General features: G+C 65.3%; 21 protein-coding genes. 13 read left to right on the top strand and 8 right to left on the bottom strand.

Annotated features, from left to right (window positions below; genetic code table 11):
* Positions 1 to 105 precede the first annotated feature (105 nt).
* The gene (locus tag AWB81_RS22730; RefSeq protein ID WP_062638800.1) at positions 106 to 1,323 is read left to right on the top strand and encodes a cytochrome P450; all 1,218 of its coding nucleotides are present in this window, start codon (positions 106 to 108) and stop codon (positions 1,321 to 1,323) included.
* A gap of 24 nt (positions 1,324 to 1,347) precedes the next feature.
* Here AWB81_RS22730 and AWB81_RS22725 read toward each other — a convergent pair whose 3' ends face one another.
* Positions 1,348 to 2,304 carry a LysR family transcriptional regulator gene (locus tag AWB81_RS22725; RefSeq protein WP_062638799.1) on the bottom strand — a complete coding sequence of 319 codons (957 nt, stop codon included), beginning with the start codon at positions 2,302 to 2,304 and terminating at the stop codon, positions 1,348 to 1,350.
* Between the two features lie 116 nt (positions 2,305 to 2,420).
* Between AWB81_RS22725 and AWB81_RS22720 the strand changes: the two genes are divergently transcribed.
* From AWB81_RS22720 to AWB81_RS22670, 11 genes are all read left to right on the top strand, one after another.
* Positions 2,421 to 3,437 carry a zinc-binding alcohol dehydrogenase family protein gene (locus AWB81_RS22720; protein ID WP_062638798.1) on the top strand — a complete coding sequence of 339 codons (1,017 nt, stop codon included), beginning with the start codon at positions 2,421 to 2,423 and terminating at the stop codon, positions 3,435 to 3,437.
* Between the two features lie 158 nt (positions 3,438 to 3,595).
* The gene (locus AWB81_RS22715) at positions 3,596 to 4,168 is read left to right on the top strand and encodes a DUF6013 family protein (protein ID WP_062638797.1); all 573 of its coding nucleotides are present in this window, start codon (positions 3,596 to 3,598) and stop codon (positions 4,166 to 4,168) included.
* Between the two features lie 394 nt (positions 4,169 to 4,562).
* Entirely contained in the window at positions 4,563 to 5,474 is a 912-nt protein-coding gene (gene ku / locus AWB81_RS22710) for a non-homologous end joining protein Ku (protein WP_062638816.1), read from the top strand.
* Positions 5,475 to 5,520: 46 nt separating this feature from the next.
* The gene (gene ligD, locus AWB81_RS22705; protein WP_062638796.1) at positions 5,521 to 8,295 is read left to right on the top strand and encodes a DNA ligase D; all 2,775 of its coding nucleotides are present in this window, start codon (positions 5,521 to 5,523) and stop codon (positions 8,293 to 8,295) included.
* Between the two features lie 30 nt (positions 8,296 to 8,325).
* On the top strand, positions 8,326 to 8,658 hold the full coding sequence (locus AWB81_RS22700; protein WP_062638795.1) for a hypothetical protein: 333 nt from the start codon (positions 8,326 to 8,328) through the stop codon (positions 8,656 to 8,658).
* A 244-nt stretch (positions 8,659 to 8,902) separates the two neighbouring features.
* Positions 8,903 to 9,511, top strand: a complete 609-nt coding sequence (locus AWB81_RS22695; protein ID WP_062638794.1) for a biliverdin-producing heme oxygenase — start codon at positions 8,903 to 8,905, stop codon at positions 9,509 to 9,511.
* Positions 9,508 to 11,922, top strand: coding sequence for an ATP-binding protein (locus AWB81_RS22690; RefSeq protein ID WP_062638793.1), 2,415 nt, complete (start codon positions 9,508 to 9,510; stop codon positions 11,920 to 11,922). The genes AWB81_RS22695 and AWB81_RS22690 overlap by 4 nt, the downstream gene beginning before the upstream one ends.
* 15 nt (positions 11,923 to 11,937) lie before the next feature.
* A complete protein-coding gene (locus AWB81_RS22685; protein ID WP_062638792.1) occupies positions 11,938 to 12,402 on the top strand; it encodes a response regulator in 465 nt (154 codons plus the stop codon).
* 133 nt (positions 12,403 to 12,535) lie between these two features.
* The gene (locus tag AWB81_RS22680; RefSeq protein ID WP_062638791.1) at positions 12,536 to 14,476 is read left to right on the top strand and encodes a hybrid sensor histidine kinase/response regulator; all 1,941 of its coding nucleotides are present in this window, start codon (positions 12,536 to 12,538) and stop codon (positions 14,474 to 14,476) included.
* Positions 14,477 to 14,625: 149 nt separating this feature from the next.
* Complete coding sequence (locus AWB81_RS22675; RefSeq protein WP_062638790.1) at positions 14,626 to 15,096, top strand: VOC family protein; 471 nt, start codon at positions 14,626 to 14,628, stop codon at positions 15,094 to 15,096.
* Between the two features lie 36 nt (positions 15,097 to 15,132).
* The gene (locus AWB81_RS22670) at positions 15,133 to 15,606 is read left to right on the top strand and encodes a VOC family protein (protein ID WP_062638789.1); all 474 of its coding nucleotides are present in this window, start codon (positions 15,133 to 15,135) and stop codon (positions 15,604 to 15,606) included.
* Positions 15,607 to 15,693: 87 nt separating this feature from the next.
* On the opposite strand, the gene AWB81_RS22665 is transcribed toward AWB81_RS22670, so the two are convergent.
* From AWB81_RS22665 to AWB81_RS22635, 7 genes are all read right to left on the bottom strand, one after another.
* On the bottom strand, positions 15,694 to 16,896 hold the full coding sequence (locus tag AWB81_RS22665; protein WP_062638788.1) for a macro domain-containing protein: 1,203 nt from the start codon (positions 16,894 to 16,896) through the stop codon (positions 15,694 to 15,696).
* Positions 16,889 to 17,509 (bottom strand): NUDIX domain-containing protein, encoded by a 621-nt coding sequence (locus AWB81_RS22660; protein WP_062638787.1) that lies wholly within the window; start codon positions 17,507 to 17,509, stop codon positions 16,889 to 16,891. The genes AWB81_RS22665 and AWB81_RS22660 overlap by 8 nt, the downstream gene beginning before the upstream one ends.
* 48 nt (positions 17,510 to 17,557) lie before the next feature.
* A complete protein-coding gene (locus AWB81_RS22655) occupies positions 17,558 to 17,824 on the bottom strand; it encodes a hypothetical protein (protein WP_062638786.1) in 267 nt (88 codons plus the stop codon).
* Complete coding sequence (locus AWB81_RS22650) at positions 17,821 to 18,927, bottom strand: SUMF1/EgtB/PvdO family nonheme iron enzyme (RefSeq protein ID WP_062638785.1); 1,107 nt, start codon at positions 18,925 to 18,927, stop codon at positions 17,821 to 17,823. The genes AWB81_RS22655 and AWB81_RS22650 overlap by 4 nt, the downstream gene beginning before the upstream one ends.
* The gene (locus AWB81_RS22645; RefSeq protein ID WP_062638784.1) at positions 18,928 to 19,854 is read right to left on the bottom strand and encodes a radical SAM protein; all 927 of its coding nucleotides are present in this window, start codon (positions 19,852 to 19,854) and stop codon (positions 18,928 to 18,930) included.
* Positions 19,855 to 19,950: 96 nt separating this feature from the next.
* Positions 19,951 to 20,751, bottom strand: a complete 801-nt coding sequence (locus AWB81_RS22640; RefSeq protein ID WP_062638783.1) for an ABC transporter permease — start codon at positions 20,749 to 20,751, stop codon at positions 19,951 to 19,953.
* Complete coding sequence (locus AWB81_RS22635; RefSeq protein ID WP_087135123.1) at positions 20,748 to 21,494, bottom strand: ABC transporter ATP-binding protein; 747 nt, start codon at positions 21,492 to 21,494, stop codon at positions 20,748 to 20,750. The genes AWB81_RS22640 and AWB81_RS22635 overlap by 4 nt, the downstream gene beginning before the upstream one ends.
* A 122-nt stretch (positions 21,495 to 21,616) precedes the next feature.
* On the opposite strand from AWB81_RS22635, the gene AWB81_RS22630 reads away from it, so the two are divergent.
* Positions 21,617 to 23,974 carry an AsmA family protein gene (locus AWB81_RS22630; protein WP_062638782.1) on the top strand — a complete coding sequence of 786 codons (2,358 nt, stop codon included), beginning with the start codon at positions 21,617 to 21,619 and terminating at the stop codon, positions 23,972 to 23,974.
* Positions 23,975 to 24,166 lie beyond the last annotated feature (192 nt).

Raw genomic sequence — 24,166 nt, 5'->3', positions numbered from 1 at the left:
CCGCGCGGGGCGCCGCTATGATGCGCCAAAGACATAAACGCAACCATGTGGCATGGGACCAGCGTAAGCGCTGAAGCGCTGACTCTGGTCGACAAAGGAGATGAGATGAACCCAGCGGACCTCGCACGCGATTTCGACCTGCGCCGTCTCGACGCATCATTCTATGCGAACCCTTATCCCGTGTACGACGCGCTGCGCACGCACGAGCCCGTGCGGCGCATGCCCGACGGGTCGCTGTTCCTCACGCGCTATCGCGACGTTCAGGCCGTGTATCGCGATGCGAAGTCGTTCAGCTCCGACAAGACCGTCGAGTTCGGCCCGAAATACGGCGTCTCGACGCCGCTCTACGCGCATCACACGACGAGCCTCGTCTTCAACGACGCGCCGCGCCACACGCGCGTGCGCCGGCTGATCGCGGGCGCGCTCACGGCGCGCGCGATCGCCGCGATGGAGCCGGGGCTGATCCGGCTCGTCGGCGGCCTGCTCGATCGCGGCGAGGCGCGCGGGCGATTCGATCTGATCGACGATTTCGCTTCGGCGATCCCGGTCGAGGTGATCGGCAATCTGCTCGACGTGCCGCACGACGAGCGCGGTCCGCTGCGCGAATGGTCGCTCGCGATTCTCGGGGCGCTTGAGCCCGCGCTCACGGCGGAGCAGGAAGCGCGGGGAAATCGCGCGGTGAGCGAGTTCATCGATTACCTGCGGGTGCTGGTGGCGCGCCGGCGCGCGCTTCCCGGCGATCCGCAGCACGACGTGCTGACGCGCCTGATCCTGGGCGAAGCAGACGGCGAGCGGCTCGACGAAGCGGAGCTGCTGCACAACTGCATCTTCATTCTGAACGCGGGCCACGAGACGACGACGAACCTGATCGGCAACGGCCTCGTGCTCTTCGCCGCGTGGCCGGGCGAGCGCGAGCGGCTTCAACGGGAACCCGCGCTGATCGAAAGCGCAATCGAGGAGTGCCTGCGTTTCGAGAGTTCGAACCAGCTGGGCAACCGGATCGCCGTCGCGGATGCCGCCATAGGCGATATCCCGGTGCCGCGTGGCACGCCTGTGACGCTGTGCATCGGCGCGGCCAATCGCGACCCGGAGCAGTTTCCTTCGCCCGAGCGCTTCGATATCGCCCGCGAACCCAACCGGCATCTCGCGTTCGGCTTCGGCATTCACCAGTGCGCCGGCTTGTCGCTCGCGCGGCTGGAGGCGCGCATCGCGATCGGCCGGTTCGTCGCGAGGTTTCCGCGCTATCGCATGAACGGCGAGCCCGAGCGCGCGCCTCGGGCTCGCTTTCGCGGCTTCGTCAGCGCGCCGGTCGCGATCGAATAGAACGTAGCGACTCGGCGCACGACTTCAGCGCATCACGCGTGACGGATCTACGTCCCAGTACGGCGGTTCGCCGAAGCGCGCGGCGAGGAACTCGATGAACGCGTTCGTCTTCGGCGGCACGAAGGCGCGGCTCGGATACACCGCCCAGATCGCGACCGTCTCGGCGAGCGGGTAGTCGTCCAGGACGGTCACGAGTTCGCCGCTCGCGATGAGCGGCGCGACGCTCCACGTCGACTTGAGTCCGATGCCGAAACCCGCCGCGAGCGCATCGCGAATTACCTCGCCGTTGTCCGTCACGAGCCGCCCCGACACGCGCACGTCGATCACGCCCGCTGGCGTGACGAATCCCCAGTCGCGCTGGTCCGCGAGAATCACGCATTCGTGCTGCGCGAGGTCGGCGGGATGGCGCGGCGTGCCGTGCGCCGCGAGATAAGCCGGCGACGCGCACAGCACGCGCCGGTTGCTCGCGAGCTTTCTCGCGACGAGCGTCGAATCCTTCAGCGCGCCGATGCGGATCGCGAGATCGATGCCCTCGTCCACCAGATCGACGAGCTGGTCGGTCAGGCGCAAATCGACGGAAACGCCCGGGTACTGCTTCAGAAACGCGGGAATCAGCGGCGAAACGTGCTGACGTCCGAGCGAGGACGGCATCGTCACGCGCAGCCGCCCGTGAGGCTCGGCGAGCGCCCGACCAACCGAGGCGCGTGCGGCGTCGGCGGCATCGAGCAGATGCCGGGCATGTTCGGCGAACACCTCTCCTTCCTGCGTGACACTGACGCGGCGCGTCGTGCGATGCAGGAGCCGCGCGCCCAGCGTGCGTTCGAGCGCGGCGAGGCGCGCGCTCGCCGCCGCCGCGGACAGACCGAATTCGCGTCCCGCCGACGACACGTTCGAAAGCGCCGCCGCGCGCACGAACAAGGCGACGTCGAGCAGATCGAGGCGGCCGCGCGCCGAGTCGTCGAATGAAATGTCGGAAGCCATTCTCTTGTTTTGCCGAATAATGTTTCAGCGATTATGACCGTTTTCAGCGAAGACAGATCGGCCTAGCATCGGGTCCACGCATTGCAAACCATCGCACGTTCATTGAAGGAGCCACCATGAAAGCCATCGGCCTGACCCGTTACCTTCCGATCTCCGATCCGCAAGCCCTGATCGACATCGAACTCGACAAACCCGTGCCCACCGGCCGCGACCTGCTCGTGAAGATCGAGGCGATCGCGGTCAACCCGGTCGATACCAAGGTCCGCGCGCCGAAGGACAAGGTCGAGGAAACGCCGCGCGTGCTCGGCTGGGACGCGGCGGGCATCGTTGAAGCGGTCGGTCCCGACGCAACGCTCTTCAGGCCCGGCGACGCTGTCTACTACGCCGGCAGCATCACGCGGCAGGGCGCGAACAGCGAGTTTCATCTGGTCGACGAGCGGATCGTCGGCGCGAAGCCGAAATCGCTCGACTTCACGCACGCGGCGGCTCTCCCGCTCACGACCATCACCGCGTGGGAAGCGCTTTTCGAGCGGCTCGGCGTGTCGCCCGCAGGCGCGGACGAGGGCAAGTCGGTGCTGATCATCGGCGGCGCGGGCGGCGTCGGATCGATCGGCATCCAGCTCGCGAAGAAGGTCGCGAAGCTGAACGTGATCGCGACTGCATCGCGGCCCGAGTCGGCGAAATGGGCGACGGAGCTCGGCGCAGACCACATCGTCAACCATTTCGACGACCTCCCGAAGCAGCTCAAGGCGGCCGGCTTCGCCCAGGTCGACTATGTGCTGATCTTCAACGACACCGACAAGCATTTCCCTGCCGCGGCGGAAGTCATCAAGCCGCAGGGCGGAATCTGCTCGATCGTCGAGAACAGCGGGCCGCTCGACATCGGCCTTCTGAAGGCGAAGAGCGCCGCTTTTCATTGGGAGTTCATGTTTACGCGCTCGATGTTCGGCACGCCGGACATGATCGAGCAGCACAAGCTGCTCTCCGAAGTGGCGCGACTGATCGACGCAGGCACGCTCACGACGACGCTCGGCCGCGACCTCGGCCGGATCGACGCGGCGAACCTGCGCGAGGCGCACCGGCTGCTGGAGGAAGGCCGCGCGATCGGCAAGCTGGTTTTGACGGGCTTCTGAACGAGGTCGATCGACGGGACGAGGCCGGCGCGCGCGCGGGTTTTCCCTAAGCCCGCCGGACGTGCGCCGCGCTAGACTGGATCGGCTCACGCGAAACCCCGGCAAGCGCGCACCGCGTCTGCCTCGTCTCGCGTGACGAGCACATCGGAGGTGCCGGCATGAACCGTCGTCTGAACGTCTGTCGCTTTCGAGCCGGTATCTCGGCGCTCGCGCTCGGCGCGGCGCTCATCGTTTCCATCGCGCCGGCGGCCCACGCGACGCCCGGCATCAAGGTCCAGGAGGGCGCGGCCAATGACGGACCGATCAAGTACACGGTCAAGATGACGTCGAAGACCTACGGCAACCAGCAGGAGACGCGCACCATCCGCTCGGGCCAGACCGACGACTTCACCTGGCAAAGCGCCGCGCCCGGCGGGGCGCAGGCGGTTCCCGACGACTGTCCCGGCGCTTCGAGCCTTGCGCGCAATGCGGAAGGCGCGGCGGTCAAGCAGGTGCAGATCCGGTTTGCATCGGTGGTCGCGGAAAACGGCTCGGCCAACGTCCAGCTCAGTTTCCAGGCGCGCGCGCCAAGCGGCACGAGCAAGGTGATGGTGAACGGGAAGGCGCTGCAATGCCCCGTCGAGCAGCGCCTGAGCCAGATCGTGCGCTTTACGATGCCGACAACGGGTGGGTCGAAGACTGTCACGCTGAGCGATGGCACTCAACTCACGGTGAGTGCTACGCGGAAATAGCGGTTCGATGGGCGATGCGCGAGTATCGCTCCGATCTTATTTCGCAACTAACGGTCAAGTCGCTGGCCCGCCGCGCCTCGGCACGCGTGTGCCTCAACTATCTTTTTAAAGCCGCCTTCAGGGCCCAGGCCTACCGTCATCGCCGATTTCCGATCCGGTGAAAAATGCCTCTCCACGGCAATCCTTACAGCCCGGCTCCGCTCGCCGCTGCGCGATCGCGACCGCAGCCCGCCATATCCGCGTTGCGGGCGCCGCGCCTGCCGCAAAGCCCACGCAGACCGGCGTCTGGCATGTTTCCTGCGGGCCGTCGGTGAGCGCCGCCTTCGAGACGACGCGAGACCGCAAGCTTCTCAACCACAACGCGCACCGACTCAGGTTCGAGCGAGGAATCGCGATGCCGCACATGATCTGGAAAGGCGCGATCAGCTTCGGGCTGGTCCACGTGCCCGTGCAACTCTATCCGGCGACGCAGTCGGAGAAGGTTGGCTTCAATCTGCTCGACAAGCGTTCGATGGACCCCATCGGCTACAAGCAGATCAACAAGAACACCGGCAAGGAAGTCACACGCGACAACATCGTGCGCGGCTTCGAGTATGAAAAGGGCAAGTACGTCGTGATGAGCGACGCCGAGATCCGCTCGGCGAATCCCGAGTCGACGCAGACGGTCGATATCCTCGCCTTCATCGATGCCCCCGACATCTCGTTCCTCTCGCTCGACACGCCGTATTACCTCGCGCCCGACCGCAAGGGCGAAAAGGTCTACGCGCTCTTGCGCGATGCGCTCAAGGACAGCGGCAAGATCGGCATCGCGAGCGTCGTGCTGCACAACAAGCAGCATCTGGCAGCGCTGATTCCGGTCGGTCCCGCGCTCGCGCTCGAGACGCTGCGCTGGGCCGACGAAGTGCGTGACTTCAGCCAGTTCAAGTTTCCCGACGAGGACACCAAGAAGGCCGGTGTTACGCCGAAGGAACTGGAGATGGCGAAGCGCCTCATCGAGGACATGAGCGATACGTGGGATCCCGCGAAGTATCACGACACGTTCCGCGACGACATCATGGCGCTCGTCGACAAGAAGGTAAGCGAGGGCAAGACGACCGAAGTCGCGGAAGTCGAGGAATCGGGCGAGCGTAAATCGTCGGCCGATATTCTCGACCTGTCGGAACTGCTCAAGCGCAGCCTGAAGAAGGGCAAGCCCGCAAAGCGCGGCGCCGCGGCCGATGAAGGCGAAGGCGAGGGCAACGACGAAAGCGGCGAGGAAGCGCCCGCGCGTCCCGCCCGCAAGACGACGCGCCGCAAGCGCGCCTGAACGCCGCGCGCTCACTATCCCGGAAGAACGAAAGCACACGACTGCGATGCCCGGAAAACTCGACACTTACCAGCGCAAGCGCCGCTTCGACGCAACGCCCGAGCCGTCGGGCAGCACGGGCAAGCCGGCGACGAAAAAGGCCGCCGCAAGGAAGGCCGCCGCGAAGAAGGCGCCCGCACGGTCGAAAGCGCTGTCGTTCGTGATCCAGGAGCACGACGCGCGGCGGCTGCATTACGACTTTCGCCTCGAACTCGACGGCACGCTCAGATCGTGGGCCGTGCCGAAGGGACCGAGCCTCGATCCGTCGGTGAAGCGGCTTGCGGTGCATGTCGAGGATCATCCGCTCGACTACGGCTCCTTCGAAGGCGAGATTCCCGAGGGCAACTACGGCGCGGGCAGCGTGATCGTATGGGATCGCGGAACGTGGGAACCGCAATCGGGCACCATCCGCGAAGCGATCGAATCCTACGAGAAGGGCAAACTCAAGTTCAGGCTCGACGGCGAAAAGCTGCATGGCGGATGGACGCTCGTGCGCAGCCACATGCGCGGCAACGGCGACAAGGAGCAGTGGCTTCTCATCAAGGAACGCGACGAAGATGCGCGCGCCGAAGCCGACTACGACATCCTCTTGAAGAAGCCCGGCAGCGTGCTGACCGACTCGCTCGGCGCGCGCAACAGGAAAGGCGAAATCATCGGGCGTACTGAACGCAAGGCGCCAGCCAGGAAGAGCGCATCGAAAGCGTCGAAGAAACCGACGAAGGAAGACCGTCCCGACATCGTCGCGAATCGCAATGCCGAGTCGCTCCGCACGCTCGCACACGAGCCGTCGGTCGAGGGTGCGGTCAAGACGAAGTTGCCCGCGACCCTCAAGCCGCAGCTCGCGACGCTCGTCGATGCCGCGCCGCCCGGCGGCAACTGGTCCTACGAGATCAAGTTCGACGGCTATCGCGTGCTTGCGCGCATCGACCGGTCGGCGTCGTCGGGCGGCGTGCAGGTCTGGACACGCAACGGCAACGACTGGACCGCGAAATTCAGCCGGCAGGTGACGGCGCTCGAACAACTGGAAATCGACAGCGGCTGGCTCGACGGAGAAGCCGTCGTGCTTGACGATCGCGGCCTGCCGGACTTCCAGGCGCTGCAGAACGCATTCGATGCGGGGCGTCCGCAGGATATCGTCGTGTATTGGTTCGACGTCCCGTTCCTGAACGGCTATGACCTGCGTCAGGTGCCGCTGGTGCAGCGGCGCGCGATCCTGAAGGCGCTCATCGAACCCGTCGACGATCCCGCGTTGCGCTTCTCGGACGACTTCGCGTTCAAGCCCGACGACCTGCTGAAGAGCGCGTGCGACATGGCGCTCGAAGGCATCATCGGCAAGCGCATCGACAGCACGTATGTGTCGGGCCGCAGCAGCGCGTGGATCAAGCTCAAGTGCCGGCGCCGCCAGGAGTTTGTGATCGGCGGGTACTCGGAGCCGTCGGGCAGCCGCGGCCACTTCGGGGCGCTCCTGCTCGGCGTCCATGATTCGCAAGGCAAGCTGCAGTACGCGGGGCGCGTCGGCAGCGGCTTCGACCAGTCGATGCTGCGCGACATCAAGAAGGAACTCGACAAGCGCGAGACCGGCAAGATGCCTTTCGCGCGCGAGCCCGTGGAAAGGAGCCGCACGCGCGTGCATTGGGTGAAGCCCGAGCTCGTCGCGGAGTGCAATTTCGCTGAATGGACCAAGGAGCGCATCGTGAGGCAAGCATCGTTCGTGAGCCTGCGCAACGACAAGCCGGCGCGGCAGATCGTCAGGGAAGAGCCGAAACCGGCCGGGCAGGTCGAAGCGCAGGCTGCAGAAGAGACGGCGAAGCCGGCGAGAAAGGCCGCAGTCAAGAAAACCGCCGTTAAGAAAGCCGCCGCGAAGAAAGCATCGTCGTCGAAGGACGCGAGCCTCGTCGCCGGCGTGAAGATCAGCCATCCCGAACGCGTGATCGACAAGTCGGCGGGCATCCGCAAGATCGATGTAGTGAATTACTACGAGTCGGTCGCCGACTGGATGCTGCCGCATCTGCGCGATCGCCCGGTGTCGCTCGTGCGCGCGCCCGAGGATATCGGCGGCGAACTGTTTTTCCAGAAGCACAGCGCCCGGCTTGCGATCCCGCATATCACGCAGCATGAGGGCATCGATCCGGGACACCCGCCGCTCCTCACGATCGAATCGGCCGGCGCGCTCGTCGGTACCGCGCAGATGGGCACGGTGGAATTGCACACGTGGAACGCGCTCGCATCGTCGATCGAGAAGCCCGACCGCATGGTGTTCGATCTCGACCCGGGCGAGGGCGTCGGCTGGGAGCGCATGACCGAGGCTGCGCGGCTGACGAGGGAACTGCTCGAGGAACTCGGGCTCGAGGCGTTCTGCAAGACGAGCGGCGGGAAAGGCCTGCATGTGGTCGTGCCGATTGCGAAGCAGGCGGGCTGGGACGAGGTGAAGGGCTTCTCGCAGGCGGTCGCACAGCACATGGCGAACACGCTGCCGAAGCTCTTCTCCGCGAAGATGGGCATGCAGAACAGGAAGGGCAAGATCTTCATCGACTATCTGCGCAACAACCGCGGCTCCAGCACGGTGGCCGCGTTTTCGCTGCGTGCGCGGCCGGGCATGGGCGCATCGGTGACGATCGACTGGAACGAACTCGACGATGTGAAAAGCGGCGACCAGTGGAACATCGGCAACGTGCGCGAGCGACTCGACTCGCTTCGCGCGGATCCGTGGGCCGGCTATGGCAAGAAGCGCCAGCGCCCGACCGTCGCGATGAAAAAGCGTCTCGGCATTGAAAGCGAATGAGACGGTAACTTGAAAGGACAGGAGGCTCGAATGAAGCAATCGACAATTGCACCCGAAGGCGTGACCGACCAAGGCCGCGAACTGGAAAGCCGCAATGCCGGTCAGCAGAAGGGCGACGATGCCGCGGACACACCGCTGCCGCACGAAGCCGATCAGAGCCCGGAATCGCAGCACGAAGAGGGCACGCGCGAAGTAGGCGAGCAGGCGCATCGCGATGTCGAACGAGGGCTCGTCGACACGGACCGGCGCGGCGGCGACGAGTACCAGAAGCAGACCCAGCGCGACGAGCACGCGAACGTGAACAGTTCGGATAGGACACGGAGGGGTCCTGAGCGCGTGGCAAAGCCTTGCTTCGTTGCGTAGAATGATTCGCAATAAGCGGCCTCGCGCGATTTACCCACATGGCGCAGCAGAAGCTGAAATTTATACCGGCTAAATCGCGTTCGAATCGCGCTGGCCCGGTAAGCGATACCGACGGGGAATCTCTTTATTGCGATGCGGTCGCATTGCTTTGTGACTGCATCGACGTATCGCAAGACCCCGCCCACGCCCGGCGCGACAACCCGGTGTCCCTCTTCGCGCGAAGGACGCCGAAACCGAATGGAACATGCAATACGATCTCCTGGCCCGTCTCAAGCATGAAACCGCCGCGTGGCATACGCGGCTGGAGAACGCACCCGACCTCATGCGTCACGACTGGTCGCGCGATGAATATGTCGCGCTGCTCGAACGGTTCTTCGGCTATGTCGCCGTGTGGGAGAACGCGGCAGGGCGACGGATGCCCGCGCATCTGCGCGAATTCTTCGACGCGCGCCGCAAGGCCGCGTTGCTTGCCGCAGACCTGCACGTGCTGACGGGCGACGAACGCCGTGCCGACACCGTGCCGCTCGCCGATCCCGATGCCGACCTTCCCGCACTCGACGGCCTCGGCCGCGTATTCGGCTCGATGTACGTGATGGAAGGCTCGACGCTCGGCGGCCGCTTCATCGCGCCGCATGTTGCGCGCCTCTTCGGTCTCGCGAACGGCGAGGGCAACGCGTACTTCGACGGCTATGGCTTGCGCACGGGCAGCATGTGGAATGCGTTTCGCGAGACGGCCGCCGCGACCGTTCTGCCCGACCAGCACGACCACGCCATCGAGGCCGCCATCGCGACGTTCGAAGGGCTGCACGCGTGGCTCGCGGGAACGCGTGTCGAATCGGGAGCCAGTGCATGAGCGCGGACCCGGGTGCGCCATCGAACAAGCCGAACGCGGACGCCCGGCGCTTCCCGACGTCGCCCGACGCGGATGCACGGCGCCGCACGCTCGAATCGGGTGTCGCGAATGGCGATTGCGATGCCGAGCCGATCCACATTCCGGGCGGCATCCAGCCGCACGGTTACCTGCTCGCGGTCTCCGACGACCTGCGCATCCTGCAGGCAAGCGACAACCTCGCGACGCTCACGGCGCAGCCGGTTGAAACCTTGCTCGGCCAGCCGGTCGAAGCCTTGCTCGGACGCGCGACGGCCGACCGGCTCGCGCACGCCGCGGCGACGGCACAACTCGACGAAGCGCCGCTTTATCTCGGCATCGTCGAGAATATGCTCCATGACATGAACGCGCATGCGCCGCACTCGCGGCCAGCAACGCGACGTGACAGCGAAGGCGCCGAGTTCGACGTGACGATGCACCGTCACGACGGCAACCTGATCGTCGAACTGGAAGTGGCGCGCCATCCGCACGACGACGTGTTCGCGTCGATGTATCCGCTCGTGCGCACCTTTACGCGCAGCCTGCAGGACGTCGCGACGGTCAACGAACTCGCGCGTCTTGCGGTGCATGAAGTGCGCGCGATCACGGGCTTCGGACGCGTGATGCTGTATCGCTTCGACGAGGAAGGCAGAAGCCACGTGCTCGCCGAAGACCGCGACAAAAGCTACGCCTCATTTCTTAACCAGTTCTTTCCGGCCTCCGACATTCCGCGTCAGGCGCGCGCGCTCTATCTGCGCAACCGCATCCGCCTCGTCGCGAACGTCGACTACGCGCCCGCGCGCCTCGTCCCGCCGGTCAACCCGGTCACCGGACGCCCGACCGATCTCACCTACGCGACGCTGCGCAGTTTTTCGCCCGTGCATCTGGAGTACATGCGCAACATGGGTACGCATGCGTCGATGTCGGTGTCGATCGTCGTGCGGGGGCAGTTGTGGGGTCTCATCTCGTGTCACGACCACGATCCACGCCTCGTGCCGTTCGAAGTGCGCATGGCGGTCGAGCATCTCGGGCACATCCTTTCGCTGCAGATCGAGGCGAAGGAAGAGCGCGCGGAGAGCAGCTATCTGTTGAGCCTGCGCCGCACGATGGCGCACCTGATCGGCACGATGGGCGAGCACGACAGCTTCGTCGAAGGCCTGCGCTCGGCGCCGGAGGACATGATGTGCTTCGCGTCGTCGGGCGGGGCGGCGATCGTCGTCGACGACGAGGTGACGCTGATCGGCGCGACGCCCGACGCGGACACCGTGCTCGCGCTCACGCAGTGGCTTGCCGCGAGCACCTCGGGTGTCTACGCGACCGACGCGCTGCCGCTCGCCTGGCCGCGCGCCGCGCAGCATGCCGATACGGCGTGCGGCGTGCTCGCCGTGCCAGTCTCGCAGATCTTCCGCAACTACGTGCTGTGGTTCCGGCCTGAGGTGATGCGCACGATCGAGTGGGCGGGCGAGCCCGTCAAGCTGCGCGCCGCGGACGGCAGCAACGCGCCGCGCACCGACTTCACCCCGTGGCTGGAAACCATCCGCAATCACTCGATGAAATGGCGTCCGGTCGAGATCGAGATCGCGGGCGAGTTTCGCGCGGCGATGCTCAACATCGTGCTGCGGCGCGCCGAGGAACTGGCGCAGCTCGCAACCGAACTCACGCGCGCAAACAAGGAACTCGAAGCGTTCTCGTATTCGGTGTCGCACGACCTGCGCGCGCCGCTGCGCCACATTGCCGGCTACGGCGACCTGCTGCGCGAGCAGGAAGGCGAGCGGATGTCGGACCGCAGCCTGCGCTTCCTGAACAACATGCTGCAGTCGGCGCGCTTTGCCGGCACGCTCGTCGACGATCTGCTGACGTTCTCGCAGATGGGCCGCGCGGCGCTGAGGCCCGCCGCGGTCGACCTGAACCAGCTGGTGAGCTCGGTGGTCGGCGAGTTCGCGCCGGACACGGCGGGGCGCAACGTCGAATGGGTGATCGGCGAACTGCCGAGCGTCACCGCCGACGCGACCTTCCTGCAACTCGCGATGCGCAACCTGGTGTCGAACGCGGTGAAATATACGCGCACGCGCGAATCGGCGAAAATCGAGATATTTGCGGACACCACCGCGACCGAACACATCGTCTGCGTGCGCGACAACGGCGTCGGCTTCGACATGAAATACGTCGGCAAGCTGTTCGGCGTGTTCCAGCGCCTGCATCGCGCGGAAGAGTTCGACGGCACCGGCATCGGCCTGGCGAACGTGCGGCGCATCATCGAGCGTCACGACGGCCGCACCTGGGCCGACGGCAGCGTCGGCGGCGGCGCGGCGTTCTTTTTTTCGTTGCCACTGGTATTCAGGACGGAGCCGGGCGCGTGGCGCACGCCGCCCGCTGCACCCGCGGCATCTGCATAATCGTAAAACCCGACCATGCTCAAACCCATTCTTCTCGTCGAAGACAACCCGAACGACCTGGAGCTCACGCTCGTCGCGCTGGACAAGAGCCAGCTCGCCAACGAAGTGATCATTGCGCGCGACGGCCAGGAAGCCATCGACTACCTGACGAGCGAAGGCTCGTGGAAAGACCGCGTGCCGGGCAACCCCGCCGTGATCCTGCTCGACCTGAAGCTGCCGAAGATCGACGGCCTCGAAGTACTGGAGATGATCCGCGCGAACGCGTTGCTCAAGAGCATTCCGGTCGTGATGCTGACTTCGTCGCGCGAAGAGCAGGACCTGCTGCGCAGCTACGAACTCGGCGTGAATGCGTATGTCGTGAAGCCGGTGGAATTCTCCGAATTTGTCGAAGCGATCGCCGATCTGGGCGTATTCTGGGCCGTGCTGAACGAACCGCCACCGGGCTCGACGCGCTTCCGGCGTCCGGGCGCGGGCGAATGACCCGACGACCAAGTTGCGAATCACGTTGCCCAAGACTCCGCGTATGACCTTGCGAATACCTCCGCGAATGCAGCACCTGCATCGGCTGATGCAGCCAGCCGGCTGCGCGCCGTCCAGTCAGGCCGCCTAGAACATGCAGCCCCTGCACCTGCTTCTCGTCGAAGACAACGCGCTCGATGCGGAGCTGACACTCGCCCAGCTGGAACGCGCCGACTACGTCGTCGAGGCGCAGATCGTCTACGACGAAGCCAATTTTGTCGCCCAGCTCGAATCGACGCAGTTCGACGTCATCCTCGCCGATTTCGTGATGCCGACGTTCTCCGGCATCGAAGCGCTGACGCTCGCGACGGAGCGCGCGCCGGACACGCCTTTCATCTTCGTTTCGGGATTGCTCGGCGAAGAGCACGCGGTGGAAATGCTCAAGCGCGGCGCAACCGACTATGTCCTCAAGCAGCGCCTGCAACGGCTGCCCGCCGTCGTGCGGCGCGCGATGCGCGAGGCCGCCGAGCGCCAGCAGCGCATCGCGGTGGAGCGCGTGCTGCGCGAAACGGAGACGCACTTTCGCCTGCTCGTCGACGCGCTCAAGGACTACGCCGTCATCACGCTCGATCCGGAAGGCCGCATCCGCACCTGGAACGCCGCCTCGGAGCGCATTCTGGGGTATCCGGCGCAGGACGTCGTCGGCCGCTCGGCGAGCGTGTTCCTGAGTCCGGAAGACCGCGAGGCGGGTGTCTTCGAGACCGAGCTGGAAACAGCGGGGCGCGAGGGCAGCGCAAGCGACGACCGCTGGCTCTGGCGCAAGGACGGCCATTCGTTCTTCGCCTCGGGCGTGACGACCGCGATCCGCGCCGAGAGTCACGAGCTGATCGGCTTCTCGAAGATCATCCGCGACGCGACCGAAGCCCACATGGCCGCCGACGCGTTGCGGCTCGCGAAGGAGCAGGCCGAGACGGCGAACCGCGCCAAGGATCATTTTCTGGCGGTGCTGTCGCACGAATTGCGCACGCCGCTCACGCCGATCCTCGCCGCCGTCCGCCTGCTGGAAATGAAGCGCCAGTTGTCGGACGATGCGATGCCGACGCTCGACCTGATTCGCCGCAACGTCGAACTGGAAGCGCGGCTGATCGACGATCTGCTCGATCTCACGAGCATCGCGCGCGGCAAGCTGAGCCTCAACTTCACCAACGTCGCGCTCGATACGCTGATGACGAGCGCGCTCGACATGTCCGTGTCCGATCTGCGCGCGAAGGGGCTTTCGCTCGAAACGTGCTTCGAGGCGGGCGCATCGCTCGTGCTCGGCGACGGCGCGCGCCTGCAGCAGATCGTCTGGAACCTGATGAAGAATGCGGTCAAGTTCACGCCGTCCGACGGACGCATCGAGGTGCGCACGTGGAACCCGGATGCGTCGACGATCGCGGTGTCGGTCACGGACAGCGGCATCGGCATCAGCTCCGAAGCGCTGCCGCGCATCTTTTCGGCGTTCGAGCAGGCCGACGATTCGATCACGCGCGCGTTCGGCGGCCTGGGCCTCGGCCTCGCGATCGCCAGCACGCTCGCGCAGAAGCACGGCGGCACGCTGACCGCGCAAAGCGAGGGCCGCGACAAGGGCGCGCGCTTCACGCTCACGCTGCCGCTCGTGAAAGCCGAGCCGGAGCGCGAGAGTTCGCCGAACGCCACCGCGGAGCCGAACGCCGCCGGACGCTCGCTCAAGGTGCTGCTCGTCGAGGACAACGAGTACACGTCGTCGGCGATGGCCGAGGTGCTCGAAGTGCTGGGCCACCAGGTAGCCGTCGCGTCGACGGTCGGGGAGGCGCTCGCGCTTGCGAAAAACGAGCCGTTCGACCTGCTCGTTTCCGATATCGGCTTGCCGGACGGCAGCGGGCTCGACGTCGCGCGCGCGTGGCAGACCTTGCAGCCGGGCAAGCGGTCGGTTGCGATCACCGGATACGGCATGGACGAGGACATCCGGCGCTGCCGCGAGGCTGGCTTCGACGATCATCTGACCAAGCCCGTGAATTTCGCCCGGCTCGAAGCGCTGATCCATTCGCTCGCGCAGAAACCGGCCAGCGAGTGAAATTTCGCGCGCCGTCGAATTTTTGTGCGGCTCTTGTCGATTCCGTGGCGGTTCGCTCGTCGTAGGGATGGAGCGCCGGGCAAACGCGCGAGGCGCGATCCGGTTTATCTGACGTATACCTCTGATCCCCAAGCCAAGGAGCCGCCGTCATGTCCACACCCGCCATCAAACCGATTCCCGAAGGAATGCACTCGCTGACCCCGCACCTCATCTGCGCGGGCGCCGCCGAGGCCATCGATTTCTACGCGAAGGCGTTCAATGCCGTCGAAATGGTGCGGCTGCCCGGTCCGGGCGGCAAGCTGATGCACGCGTCGCTGAAAATCGGCAATTCGACCCTCATGCTCGTCGACGAAATGACCGATTGCGGCGCGATCGGGCCGAAGACGCTCAAGGGATCGCCCGTCACGATTCATCTCTACGTCGAAGACGTCGATGCCGCCGTCGCGCAGGCCGTCGCGGCCGGCGCCAAGGTGACGATGCCCGTCGCCGACATGTTCTGGGGCGACCGCTACGGCCAGATCGAGGATCCGTTCGGACACCGCTGGTCGGTCGCGACGCATACGCGCGACGTCACGCCCGAGCAGATGCAGGAAGCGATGGCGAAGATGGGCAGTCAGTGAGCCTTGGTGAGCCGCGACTATCACAAAGGAGATCCCATGCAGAAAATTGCAACGTGCCTTTGGTTCGACGGAAAGGCCGAGGAGGCCGCGAACTTCTACACCGGCATCTTTCCCGATTCGCGCATCCGCGACGTGATGCTCTATGGCGAAGCCGGGCCGGGGCCGGCGGGTAGCGTGCTGACAGTGACGTTCGACTTGCTGGGCGCGGAATACATCGCGCTGAACGGGGGACCGATGTACTCGTTCACACCGGCCATATCGATCTTCGTGAAGTGCGAGACGCAGGAAGAGATCGATCGCTACTGGGACAAGCTCCTGGAAGGCGGCACGCCGGTGGCGTGCGGCTGGCTCACCGACCGGTTCGGCGTGTCTTGGCAGATCGCGCCGGGCAAGCTCATGGGGATGCTGCAGGACGAGGATCCAGTGAAAGCGGCAAGGACCATGCGGATGATGAGGACCATGGTCAAGCTCGATATCGCCGAGCTGGAAAAGGCTTATCGAGGGGAGTGAGCGGGACGCGTCAGCCGGAAGGCTGACGCGGGCGGTCGAGGCTGGGTCGTCTGCGCAGGAAGGGGCGAGCCGCGCTTTCGTTACGGGCTACCGGCTGTTGTCCGGCAGACGGTCCACTTTGGCCTGGGCAAGTGCGCCCAGACAGAAATCGCGTTGATGGTCGGTGTAAGCCAGGAAATACACCGTCGAGATGACGCTCGAGGGCTTCTGCTCGAAGTAGTTGATAGCGGTTTCGATGAGACGCTTGATGGTATCTCTCGGGTCCGCTCCGCCCGTGCCGGTGCCCATGAGGGGAAACAAGATCGAGCGGGGCTTTTCATGCGCGTATTCGGGTGAGTCGGCGGTCCTCAGAGCCTCGGAGATGCAGGCTTCCACATCCGGCACGGACTTGTAACCCACGCCGGGCTGCCCCTGGACTGCCGCCGCGTGGAAGATGCGCTTCACCCGGTTGCTCTGTGTCAGCTCGCCTGCCGTGGTGACGAGGACGGTGCCGGGCGGCACGGACGTTGCCGCTCCCATCGCGGCGGCCAATTCGTGGGCAATGGTGTCCTCGATGACCTGTCCAGCCCGTCGCTTGGCGCCGAAGTAACGGATTACGGCCGACCCCGAGCGATCGTAAAAGCGGGCCATCTGCATGTTGGTGTTTTCCGAATTGACCCAGATGTCGATGTCGGTCACGTGACGCAGATCGCCGGTGAGAATCCCGATGCGCTTCTTCGATGCGTTGCGCAGCCTGAACAGTTGCGCCTTGTCGGGATGGACGCGCTCGGGAGGCGCGGTGACGAGGTGCCGCTCCTTCAGCACTTCGTGCACGAGACTGTCCAGCACCTGCCCGCTGAGACCGTTGGCGATGTACTGCGCAATCTTCACCCCTGCGGCCGCGACGCTGTCGGGCGCGTCCGGATCGTAGCTGATGCACTTGAATCCCTGCAGATTGAAGGGCGTCTTCGTGCCTTCACGGCGCAACAGCACCGTGACCCCCTGGCGAAGTGCATGGCGCACGCCCAGCTCATAAAAGACATTCGGGTTCAGCGTCGAGAGATCGACCACTGCAACGGCGTCGTCCATGATGTGCGAGATCATCTGCCGGTGAACCCATCCCGCCTGGTCGATTTCATCGCACCGGACGCACTTCAGTAGCGGGCCACCGGCATCTCGCATGGGCTGACCTTCAACCGCGCTGCGGATCAGCTTGTCGTAGATCCGGTCGAAGTCGATCAGCTTGCCGTCGACATCGGTCTTCTCGCGAAAAGGCATGATCACGAAGCAGGTTTTCGTTGCGTCAGTCATGCCGCCCCCTGCCTGCGCGAGGAGAAATCGCGGCGGCGTCCGACAATCGACGAGACAGGAGCCACATGATGCCGATCAAGGTTTTGGCATCCTGAATCCGCGCGAGCACCAGGTCATCCCGCAATGCATCCATGGAGTACTCGACGATGCGGATGTCTTCGCCTTCCGCTCTTACCCCGCCACCGGGGCCGGTCTTGCCCGCACGAATCACTTCCGCGTAGTAAAGAAAGACGCGCTCCGACGATCCACCCGGCGACACGTAGAATTCGGCGATGTGGTGCAGCGTGTCGATCTCGTAGCCTATCTCCTCGCGCACTTCACGGCGCAGAGCGGCCTCGGGCGGCTCGTTCGGCCGCACGATCCCGGCCACGGCCTCCGTCAACCAGCCCGGCCCCTTTCCGTACGCGGGATAGCGGAACTGCTCGACCAGGATGACGCGCTCCGTGTCGCGGTTGTACACGACCGCCGCCGCCGAGTCGCCGCGTTCGAAACTGAGCCGACGTATGACCGGGCTCATCGCGCCGCTGAAGAGCTCGTGCGAGAAATGCGCCTCGTCCACCTGGAAGTAGTCGTCGAGCAACCGGGTCTGGCGGTGGACAATGACCTTTTTCATGGCGGCGGCCCGTTCACGCAGGGCGTGCCGGCAGCCGCCAGGCCGTACTTACCCATGATGCAATTCTTTTCGATAGGCATCGAGTGCCTCGATCCAGGCGGCGAGGACGTCCGGCGAATGCGCCCACGAATCGATCGTGGCGAGATTGAAGTGCCTGGCCTTGGCATCCAGATCCTCCCACGCTTCGCTTACCCGAAGAGACCAATCGGCGTCCTCATGGGAGGTTCGGATGTAGATCCAGTGGGCCAGCGCAGCCGCTCGTTCCCGGGGTGACAAATGCTCCGTGTGTTGCAGGAGATCAGTATCTTCGCTCACCGTAGTCCTCCTTGCCGATGCCGGCTGACGTCCAGCTCGATTTTCACGCGAAAGCCAACGCTGCAGTCGCGGTCGACCGGTGCATTCCGGTAACGAGTGCGGGTCGTGCAAAAATCGGCCGAATCCATGCAGCTGCCACCGCGAATGACCCGGTGGCTGTCCCAGACGTCCGCGCACCAGTCCCAGGTGTTTCCGCACATGCCGTAGTATCCCTCTGGATTGGGCGGATGAGCCGTCGCGGCAGCCGGGCAGGCGGCGCCAAACGGCTTTCCGAAGCAGGCGAGGGCGTCGCCGATCTCGCCGGTCGCCGTGGCATGGGAGCGCGACGGGTCGCAACCGGTCGCCGCCGCGACCCATTCGGCCTCGGTGGGGAGGCTGCCGCCGACCCAGTGGGCGAATGCGCAGGCCTCGAACCAGTTGACTCCGGTGACTGGCGCGTCGTCGGCCCGGAACCCGGCTCGCTTCCAGGTCGGGGGCTCCGGGTAGCCGGATGCGCGGAGGAATTCCCGGTACTGCGCGTTGGTGACCGGCAGGACACCGAGGTACACGTCTCGCTTCGAGAAAGCCGGGAGCCGCCGCAACACCATGAACCCGTCGCCGGTCCGGGCGACTTCCCCTGTGATTTCGAGGTTGCGCCGCAGCGACGACGAACACGACCGCTGGAAGCTCTCCAGCGTCGAATTTTCATCGCGTGCGAGCGCCATACGCTCGTTCTTGAGGGAGGATCTGGGCGCTGGTCGGCTTGTCGCGCACGGTTGTTGCCGGCGATGAGGCAGCGCGGCCAGTATGGCGCTCAGCGCCTGGTCACGCGGGATAAGTTCGGCAACCGTCGCCACCGGGGGCGAGTCGACGGCAAGCCACATCTTGCGACCCGGAAACGCATCCTGTTCCTGCTGCACCCATGGTGATGCCAGCGCGAATGGCGAGTGGAGTCCAATCATCAGATCGCAGTCGGGAAAACGCTGCGCGATCGTCTCCCGCCAGAACGGATCGCCCTCGATGAGTTCCGGGTCCAGCATGCAGCCGACGCCCTTCTGCGCCAGAGCCTGCGCCAGCTTTGTCGCCAGAGAGCGGTCCACGCGCGCGTAGCTGACGAATACCATCTAGGCCACTCCGGCGAAACCTTGCTCCGTCACCGGTAGGGTTCGGCGCGGCGTCGTCTTTTGCAAGGTTGCTGCCGCATCTTCCCAGCGTTCGAGGACGGACTTCTCCGCGCCAAAAACTGGCCCGAGGGGGATGGTGTAGCCAGCGGCATCGGGCAGCCAGGCTTCGCCATCGCTGTTGACGAGCAGGTACTGGCCAAGCCGGGAGGTCGCGCTGCGAAACTCGACCCGCGGTCCGGCGCCGCCCGCGTGAGCCGCCGCGAAACCAGAAGTAAGGGCCGTTTGCGCGAATGCCTCGTCGCTCACGAAAAAGCGGTCGTTCGCTCCCGCGCGAGCCTGGTCCGTGGGCGTGTACTGAAAGATGTTCCAGTGACAGACGGCCCGATGGCGTCGCACTTCGAGACTGATCCGATCGAGGCAAGGCAGGTTGGCGCGATGCGCGACGGTGTTGACGATGACCCGGGGGGGACCATCCAGACGATCCAGGGTGTCGAGAAGCGCGACGGTCTCGCTGTACAGGCTGCGCCGGCCGCGGCGGAACTGGAGCACGCTTTCGTTCGACCACCCGTCGAGCGGAATGCCGAGAAAATCGATGGCATCCATCAGTTCGGCCACCTGCCAGCCAGGGCCGCCCGCGTCATCGATACCCCGCGACAACCCGACGCCGACCGTATCCACCTTGATTGACGTCGCACCCACTGAACGAAGACCGCGCAGAAACGCTGGCAGGTTGGCAATCGTCAGGGGATCGCCGCCCGACACGGTGACGCAACTGACGCCGAGGCGGACAAAGACGGCCACCGACGCCAGAAGCGCGTCGAGGTCCGGTTCATCCCGGCCGAAAAACGTGTAGCAACCGTTGCACGAGACAGGGCAACGCCGCGCAATGGCCAGGTTCAGTCGATCGGGTAGGCGGCGCGGGCTCATCGTTCGCATTCTCTCCACATGCTTAGGCACAAGGCAGAGGTTTATCTCCTACTTATAGCAGAGAATCCGGCGTGCGAGCCGCTCCTGTCCGGCGTCCTAGTTGCTCCGTTCCACCAGCTTCCCCGCCATAAACCGATGCTCCGGCGAAAACAGCCGCCGGTACGTGAGCACGACCGCCCCGACCGTCCCGAGCGCCGAAGATGCCGCGATCAGGAACATGATCACGATCTGATACCGCACCGCCTGCAACGGAGACTGCCCCGCGAGCACCTGTCCGGTCATCATCCCCGGCAGGCTGACGAGCCCGACCACCGCCATTTGGTTGAGCGTCGGGATCATCCCGGCGCGCACTGCCTGTCGCGCCGGGCCTTGCGCCGCTTCCCAGCGCGTCGCACCCAGCGCAAGCGACATCTCGACCGCGCCACGCCCGGCGGTCAGCTCCTCGGTCATCCGCTCGATGCCGAGCGACACACCCGTCAGCGTATTGCCGAGGATCATGCCGAGAATCGGAATCGCGTATTGAGGCTCGTACCACGGATGAATCCGGATCACGACGAAAAGCCCGAACGCGCCGACCAGCCACGAACTCGCCCAGATCGACGCGATGCTGTCGGCGCGCTGCCCGGCGTACGTGCGCCGTCCGCGATTCGAGGCGGAGAAACCGGCGATCAGCGTCATCACGGCCATTAGCGGCAGCACGACGTACCAGCGGTCGAACTCGAACACCCAGCCGAGCACATAGCCGATCAGGAACAGTTGCACGACCGTGCGCACCGCTGCCCACGCGAGCTTGCGTTCGAGATCGAGCCTGAGCGCGACCGAGAGCGCGCCATTGACGACGATCAGCGCCGCCGCCAGCCCGATGTCGAAGAGACTCAGGTTCTGATAACCGCTCATGGCGTGCCCTCCTGCGACGGAGCCTCGGTCAGCGTGCCCGCGACCATCGTCAGTTGCCGGTCGCCGACGCGCCGTGCCTGCGCCGGATCGTGCGAGATCCAGATGCGCGCGCGCGCCGTCTCGTTGGCGGACCATGCGGCAACCAGCGCCTCGATTTCGCGCGCCGAATCCGGATCGAGCGATGCGGTCGGCTCGTCGAGCAGGAGGACGTCGGGCGCGAGTTGAAGGACGCGGATCAGCGCCGCGATCTGTGCTTCGCCGCCGGACAGGTCGCTCGCGCGCTTGTCGAGGAAATCCTCGCCGCGGCTTGCCGCCGCCGCGAGACGCGCGACCGACGCGCGATCGAAACGCAGATCGCGATAAACCTTCAGACCGAACGGATAGCGCAGATTGTCCTCGACCGATCCGTCGAGCATCGCGGGCCGCTGCGCGATATATGCGACCCGCCGCCGGTACGCCGGCACGCGAGAGCGCGCGATGGGCTCGCCGCGCCAGAGAATGCGCCCGGCATCGACCGGGTCGAGCAGCGCGAGCGTGCGCAAGAACACGCTCTTGCCGGAGCCGGACGGACCCGTGATCACCGCGCGATCGCCTTCGCGCAGGATGAAGTCGGTCGGATGGAGCAGGATCGCCTGGCGCACAGGATCGCGCCGCTCGACGCCGCACGCGGCGATCAGCGCGGCACCAGCGTCCCGCGAGGGCGCCTTCGGCAAGGTCTCGAAAGCTTGCTGCGGGTCGGGCATTTTGAGTATGTGTGAGGACTGGCGAGCGATCTTAAAGCGAATCGGCCGGGCGCGGGGCGGCGGTAAAACCGGGCACGTAACATGCTGCGCCGATCGCAATGAGAAAAAACGTTGGAGCCGTCATGGCGCAAGGCCGGAAGATCGGAAAAATTGTTGCATGGTTCTTTGCCATTCTGGCGCTCTTGATCGCCGTGATCGTCGTCGTGTTCCTGACCTTCGACTGGAATCGTGCCCGGCCGTGGGTCGACGACAAGGTGTCACAAGCCATCGGCCGGCAATTCCACATCACCGGCGACCTCAAGCTCGGCTGGGCGCGCCCGCCGAGCGAGACCGGCTGGAAGCGCTGGGTGCCGTGGCCGCGCTTCACCGCGCAAAAAATTACCGTGGCGAACCCGGACTGGGCGAAGCAGCAATATTTCGCCACGCTCGACGAGATCGAGTTCCAGGTCGCGCTCCTGCCGCTCCTCGCTCACGACATCGTGATTCCGACGATCAACCTGGTCAATCCGTCGATCGATCTCGAACGCCTGAAGGACAATCGCAACAACTGGACGTTCAAGTTCCAGCAGTCGACCGAGCCTTCGACGTGGAATCTCAAGCTGCACGACATCGCGTTCGCGAAGGGCGCGATCGCCTATTCGGACGAGATCACGAAAGCCGACATGCAGGCGGTCGTCGATACGCTCGGCCAGCCGGTGCCGATCGGCGAGGCCATGAAGCAGCAGGAAGAGGCGTCGCGCAAGTCGTCGGCGGAGGTGGTCGGCAAGAGCGGCGCAAACAAGCTCGACAAGCAGGCGAGCGCAGAAGCGGCTTCCGAGGCGTCGGCGGCCTCGGCGGCTTCGGCCGCGGCTGCGGCGAGTGCGGAGCCGGCGAATCCCGCCAGCACATCGGCGGCCAACAGCATCACCACGAAGAACGGTCCGAAGCCGCCGGTGCCGCCGTACGGCATCGGCTGGACGGTGAAGGGCACGTACAACAAGACGGCTGTGTCGGGCGAAGGCAAGGTGGGCGGCGTGCTTGCGTTGCAGGACGCGCAGAGGCCGTTCCCCGTGCAGGCGGACGTGCGGATCGGCGACACGCATATCGCACTCGTCGGCACCGTCACCGATCCGGCGCATCTCGCTGCACTCGACTTGCGGCTCTGGCTGCAGGGCGTGAGCATGGCGCATCTCTATCCGATCACGAGCGTGACGTTGCCCGAGACGCCGCCGTATGCGACCGAAGGACGGCTCGTCGGGCAGTTCAAGAAGGAGGGCAACGTCTTCAAGTACGAGAACTTCACGGGCCGCGTGGGCGGCAGCGACATCAACGGCTCGCTCGTCTACGCGGGACGACAGCCGCGGCCGCTTCTGTCCGGCGAACTGGTTTCGCATCTGCTGCAGTTCTCCGATCTCGCGCCGATCATCGGCGCCGATTCGAATGCGAGCAAGGCAAAACGCGGCGAGGAGACGAAACAGCCGTCGGCGAAGGCGCTGCCGACCGAGGAGTTCAAGACCGACCGCTGGAAGGCCATCGATACGGACGTCAAGTTCACGGGCCGTCGCATCATCAAGGACCCGGACCTGCCGATCACCGATCTCTACACGCATGTGGTGATGAAGGACGGCGTGCTCTCGCTCGAACCGCTCAAGTTCGGCGTGGCGGGCGGCTCGCTCGCATCGAACATCCATCTCGACGGCAGCACGACGCCGCTGAAGGGGCGGGTCTCGACCGAGGCGCGGCATCTGAAGCTGAAACAGCTCTTCCCGAACGTGAAGACGATGCAGTCGGCGCTCGGCGAAGTGAACGGCGACGCGGCGCTCTCGGCGACCGGCAACTCGCCCGCGGCGCTCGCTGCGACGTCGAATGGCGAGGTGAAGGCGCTGATCACCGATGGCACGGTCAGCCGCCTCTACATGGAGGCGGCGGGGCTGAACGTGGCGAACGTCGTGTATGAGAAGCTCTTCGGCAAGCGCGACGTGAAGATCAACTGCGCGGCGGCGGATTTCGTCGCGACCAACGGCGTGCTGGAGTCGCGCGTGTTCGCGCTCGATACCGACGACGCCGTCATCAACATGGATGGCCACATCGACTTGAAGACCGAGGAGATGGATCTTGCCATCCATCCGCATACGAAAGGCTTCCGGGTGTTCTCGCTGCGCTCGCCGCTCTATGTGAAGGGCACGTTTAAGGACCCGCACGTGGGCGTGAGCGCGGGCGCGCTCGCGGTTCGCGGCGCGGCGGCGGTCGGCCTCGGGCTGATCAACCCTTTCGCGGCGCTGATTCCGCTCATCGCGCCGAGCAACAACAAGCCGTTGCCTTGCCAGCAGATGCTCGCCGACATGCGCAGTGCGCCGAGCGCGCCGGCCGCGGGTCAGCAGCAGAAGGCGAAGGCGGCGCCGGCTTATATGTCGCCGGATGCGGCTGGCGCATCGGCACCGAAGGCGGCCGCGCCGGCGAGGCCGGCGCCGGCGAGCGCGGCGGAGTACAAGGGGAGTTGAGCGGCGCGCGGCGAAGGTGCGTCGCTGGCACCGTTGCCAGAATGTTCTTGCCGATCAGCCACTTGATTCACCTGCCACGCGCTTATGCACAAGGCTATCCCCATTTTCTGTGGATAAGCCGGGCGCGCTTCAGTCGGCTGGACGATGTTCGCCGGACTGATGCAAAGCGCATCGCGAGCGTTTTATTCAGGC

Source organism: Caballeronia arationis, from assembly GCF_001544975.2.
Lineage (GTDB): Bacteria > Pseudomonadota > Gammaproteobacteria > Burkholderiales > Burkholderiaceae > Caballeronia > Caballeronia arationis.
This window is presented reverse-complemented; position numbering and strand designations above follow the sequence as displayed.